1 protein-coding gene is annotated in these 5,113 nt (G+C 68.9%); it reads right to left on the reverse strand.

All coding sequences use genetic code 11. The annotated features are described in order from the left end of the window. Positions 1-5,113 (reverse strand): RHS repeat domain-containing protein (locus DA1_RS29175; RefSeq protein WP_162269893.1); only part of this gene is annotated, 5,113 nt, incomplete at both ends.

Genomic DNA, 5,113 nt, shown 5'->3' on the forward strand with positions numbered 1-5,113 from the left:
TTGAGCGTGCGGCCCATCCTGTCGTAGCTGGTGAGGATTTCGCGGTTGGCGGGGTGGTTGGCCTGCACGCTCTGGCGCACGGCGGCATCGGCCAGGGCCGTGCCGGCCGGCGAGGGCAGGGCGATGGCCTGGGCGTGGCGCACCAGGCGCTCGGTCTCGCCCCAGGCGTTGCGCGTGTAGCCGGTGACGAAGCCTGCGGCGTCCACGTCGAAGCTGACACGGCCGGCGCGGTCGTAGCTCTTGTAGCTCCAGGCTTCCTTGGTACCGGGGATGCCCATGGCGCGGCTGGCCACGGCGTTGCCCAGCGCGTCGTAGCGGGTTTCGCTGCTCAGCTCGACGCCACGGGTTTCCACGCGCGCAGCCTCGCCCAGCCTGTTGTTGCCCAGCAGGGCCGCGGGGCTTTCTGCCTGGTACACGCCCACGCCGGGGAAGATCGTCTTGATCTGGCGCCCGACCTTGTCGTATTCGTATCGGGTGCTGCGCTGCTCGGGACGGCCCAGGGCCTCGGTGCGGGAGGTGAGGTTGCCGAAGCTGTCGTAGGCCAGTTGCGTGACGATGCGCTGGCTGCCCGTGTTGCCGGCATCGGGCACCAGGGTGCCGCTTTGCTCCTTGACGGCGGCCAGGTCCACGGCCGGAGAGGTCTCGCGTACCAGGCGGCCCGCACGGTCGTAGTCGTAGTTCCAGGTGGCACCGGCCTTGTTGGTGAAGGCGGTTTTCTGGCCCAGGGCGTTGTAGGCGTAGGTTTCGCGGTTGCCCAGCGCGTCCGTGGTGCTGGCCAGGCGGCCTGCGCCGTCGTAGCTGTAGCGCGTGTGGCGGTCCTGGGCCGAGGCGCTGCCAGACTTGTCGGCGTATTCGGTGAGGTGGGTGAGCTGGCCCGTGCCGTCGTATTCGCGCGCGGTGGCGTAGCCGTTGGCGTCGATGGTGCGCACGGTGCGGTTGGCGCCATCGAGGATTTGCGTGGTCTCGCGGTCCTGGCTGGCGTTGGGCTGGAGCATGGCCATGACGCGCTCCAGCGTGATGTCGGCCACGCCCAGGGCGGACAGGTCCACGGTGTTGGCGTAGGCGGTGACGGTCTGGCTGTGCAGCTTTTGCTGCGCGGCGCCTGATGTGCCCGATGCGCCTGACGAGGCGGCCGTGACGACGAACACCTTGTCGTAGCGGATCTGGCGCACGGCGCCCGCTGCATTGACCTCCAGCACCTGTCGGTTGGCCTTGTCGTAGGCCAGGGTGGTTGTGCGGTCGCCTGCGGCGGTGCGCAGGTAATTGCCGATGTTGCTGCGGTCGTAGTTGGTGATCACGGGGCCTGCCACGGCGCCGCTGATAAAGACCGGCGGCGTGATCAGGGTGGAGAACTCGGTGCGCTGCCGCAGGTTGCCGTTGCGGTCCCACACCTGGCGCACCACGGCGCCGTCCGCACCCACGATGTGGGTCTCGCGGCCTGCCGCGTCGTAGACGTAGTCGGTGGACAGGGCGCCGGCCTGCACCACATCCTGGGGCTGCTGGCCGGCCGTGATGGCGCTTGCAAACCGTGCCTTCTTGACGACGCGGCCATCGCGGTCGTACTGGTAGGCGGTGACCGAGCCTGCGGCATCGGCGCTCCAGCTCAGGCGGCCGGCGCGGTCGTAGGTGTTTTTCTCGACAGCGTTGGCTGCCGAGCTGTCCTGGGCGATCAGCGTGTAGATGGCGGCGCTGTCGTAGGGGTCCAAGCCCAGGGCGACGGTCTGGGCATAACGCACGCGCTCCACCACGTTGCCTGCCGCGTCATAGCGCAGCCCGGTCACGGCGCCCGTGCCGTCGGCCGTGGCGATGAGGCGGCCCATGCCGTCGTAGACCATGCGGGTGCGCAGGTCGCGCGCATCGTCGGCCACGGGCGTGGGGAAGGTGCCGGGGGTCCAGCCGCCCGTGCCGCCGATGCTGATGCGGTTGGCGTAGCTGCGCTGCTCCTGGATGCGGCCATTGCCGTCGCGCAGGTAGGTGGTGACCTCGCCCAGCCCCGTGACCACCGATTGCAGGTGGTTGTTGGCGTCGTAGCTGCGGTATTCGATCCGGTCGCTGGCCGTGGGGGCGATGCGCGCCAGCACCTGCTCGGGCCAGGTGGACGGACCGAACACCGGGCCGTTGTTCACATAGACCTGAAGGTCGATGCCCGTGAGCGGGTTGCGGTATTCGGCCAGGCGGCTGATGCGGCCCAGTGCGTCGTAGCGGGTTTCCTGGACGCCGCCTGCGCCATCGACGGCCAGGATCTGGCGGTTCTCGCTGTCGTACAGGTAGTAGCTGGTGTTGCCGTTGGCGTCCACGCTGCTGGTGACGTTGCCGCCTGCGTCATAGGTGTAGCTGCGCGTGAGGTTCAGACCGCTGGGGTCGATCTGCTCCTTGGTGCGCCGGCCCGCCGCATCGTAGGTGTAGCGCGTGAGCGTGCCTTCGGGGCTGGTGACTTCCAGCGCATGGCCCTGGGCGTCGTAGCTGTAGCGCGTGGACAGGGCCAGGCCTGCGGGGTCCACGATCTGCTCGAGCAACTGGCCCTTGGCGTCATAGCGCAGCTCGGTGACGGTGCCACCGGGCTCGGTGATGCGGATCTGGCGGCCCAGCGGGTCGTAGGCGTACTGGGTGGTCAGCGCCAGGCCCGTGGGGTCCACGGTGCGCGAGAGCACGCGGTTGGCCGCATCGTAGGCGATGGTGGTGCGCGTGCCGTTGGCGTCCACGGTCTCGATCAGCCGGCCGGCCTTGTCGTAGGCCTGGGTGGTGGCCGCCGTCTGCATGACCTTGGCGTCGTACAGCCAGGTCGAGGCCGACGAACCCGTGGGCTGGCCGTTGGCATCGAAGGTGTAGGTGGTCAGGTGGCCTTGGGAGTCGGAGACGCTGATCTGGTCGCCATGGCGGTTGTAGGTCTGTTTGGCCAGCAGGCCTTCGTCCGTGGTGATGGTGACGGTACGGGCCTTGGCATCGTAGGCGTAGCGGGTGGTGCCGCCCTCGGCGTTGACCTGGGTGACGATGCGGCTGAAGGCGTCGTAGGTGGTGGTGAGCGTGGCCCACAGCGAGTCGGTGCTGCTGACTTCGCGGCCCAGCCTGTCGTAGGCACGGGTGCGCGTGTGGCCCAGCGCATCCGTGGCGCTGACCTGGCGGCCGAAGGCGTCGTAGGTGGCGGCCGTGGTCAGGGCCAGCTTGCCGGCATCGCGCACCTGGCCCGTGGCCAGGCCGCGCCGGTCGTAGGTGGTCTGGATGAGGGTGCTGGTGGTGCCCGTGCCAGTGGCTTCGGTGCGCTGCGTCTCTTCGCGGAAGGTGTTGTAGACGTAGTTGCGCGTGAAGCCCAGCGCATCGCGCTCGCTGGCCAGGGTGCCGTTGGTGTTGTAGGTGTACTGGGTGGTCTGGTCCTTAGCGGCATTGGTGGCCGCCTGCAGCAGCGACTGCAGTGTGCTGTTGACCAGGCCGCCGGCCAGCGACCCCGTCAGCGAGCCCGGGTTGATGCGCGTGCCGTAGCGCACCTGTGCGCTCACCTGGCCCAGCGCGTTGTAGCGCGTCTCGGCCACTTCGCCCAGCGCGTTGATGGTGTGCGTGAGCTGATGCTCGGCGTTGTAGAAGAACAGGGTGCGCAGGCCGTTGGCATCGGTGGTGCTGGTGCGCCGGCCGGCTGCATCGTAGGTGTGGCGGCTGGCGTAGCTGCTCCAGACGGCCTCGACCTGGGCAGGGGTCTGGGCTGCGGCCAGCTGGCGTGCACCTTCGGCGCTGAGCTCGGCCGTGATCCTGCCCAGCGCGTCATAGCGCACCTGGCGCGTGCGCGCCTCGGAGGTACCTGCGGCCACGGTGCTGGCCGTGCGGTTGCCGGCGGCGTCGTAGCTGTGCTCGGTGCGCGTGCCCTGCCAGTCGGTCTCGGCCGTGAGCTGGCCCAGCTTGTCGTATTCGAAGACGGTGGTGCGGTCCTGGGCGTTGGTGGCCGGGCGGATGCCGGCCACGGCCGTGGTGCTGGTGAGCGTGGACAGCACGGCCGCCTTCAATGCCGTGGCGTAGCAGGTCTGGCTGGTGAGCTGGCCGGCCGTGTCGTAGCCGAAGGTGGTGAGGTAGCCGGCGCCATCCACCGTGCCGGCCAGGCGGCCCTGGCCGTCGTAGAGGCGGCGCTCAATGATGTCCTGGGCGTTGGAGGCGGGCATCAGCTCGGCGAGCGTGCCGGTGGCACGCTTGGCGGCATTGGTCGCGGTGGCAAAGCGGGTGGTGCTGGCCAGGCGGCCGGCGGCGTCGTAGTTGAGGGCCACGAGGTAGCCTTCGGCATCCAGCGATCCCGTGCGCAGCCCGTCGGCATCGTAGAAATGGCGCGTGACGCGGTCGGCGGTGGCACTGGCGGTGGGTGCAATGGCCGAAGCTGCGGGGCTGTTGCCCAGCGAGGACGTGGCAGACGCGGACAGGGCGTTGGCATAGCGGCGCGTGGACACCAGGCGCGAGGCGCCGTCGTAGATGTTCTCGGTGATGCTGCCGTCGCTGCCCACGGTTTTGGCCAGGCGTCCGGCTGCGTCGTAGGCCATCCATTCGCTGCGGTCGGCCGCGCTGGCTACGGGGCGGAGAGTGGCCAGCGTGACGGTGTTCGTCATCAGGGCGATGTTGACCGCATTGGCATAAGCAATGGTGCGTGTCAACTGGCCCGAGCCGTTGTAGATGAACTCCTGCAGTCGGCCCGAATGGCTGACCTCAGCCACCTTGCGGCCGGCATCGTCATAGACGATCCATTGCCGCACACCTGTGGCGTCCTGCGACGAAACCAGCCGTCCTGCCGCGTCGTAGGCATAGCTGGTCTGCGTTTCCGCGCCCGGACCCGGACCCATGGTGGGGCCGGCATCCCGGCGCAGATTGCTGATCAGGCGCCCAGCGCTGTCATAGCTGCGCACCTCCTGCAGCCCATTGGCCGACAGCACCACGATGCGCCGGCCCATGTCGTCATAGGTGGTCGTCGTGACCTGCCCCTTGGCGTCGGTCACCGTCAGCAGCCGCCCCAGGCCGTCATAGGCATAACTGGTGCTGCCGCCATTGCCATCAATGGTCTGCAGCAGTCGTCCGGCCTGGTCGTAGATATGGCGCGTGACCGTGCTGCCCGCCGCCAGTCCGTTGCCTGCGGCGTCGGTGGCCG

Origin of the sequence: Delftia acidovorans NBRC 14950 (genome assembly GCF_001598795.1) — a bacterium.
Lineage (GTDB): Bacteria > Pseudomonadota > Gammaproteobacteria > Burkholderiales > Burkholderiaceae_C > Comamonas > Comamonas acidovorans.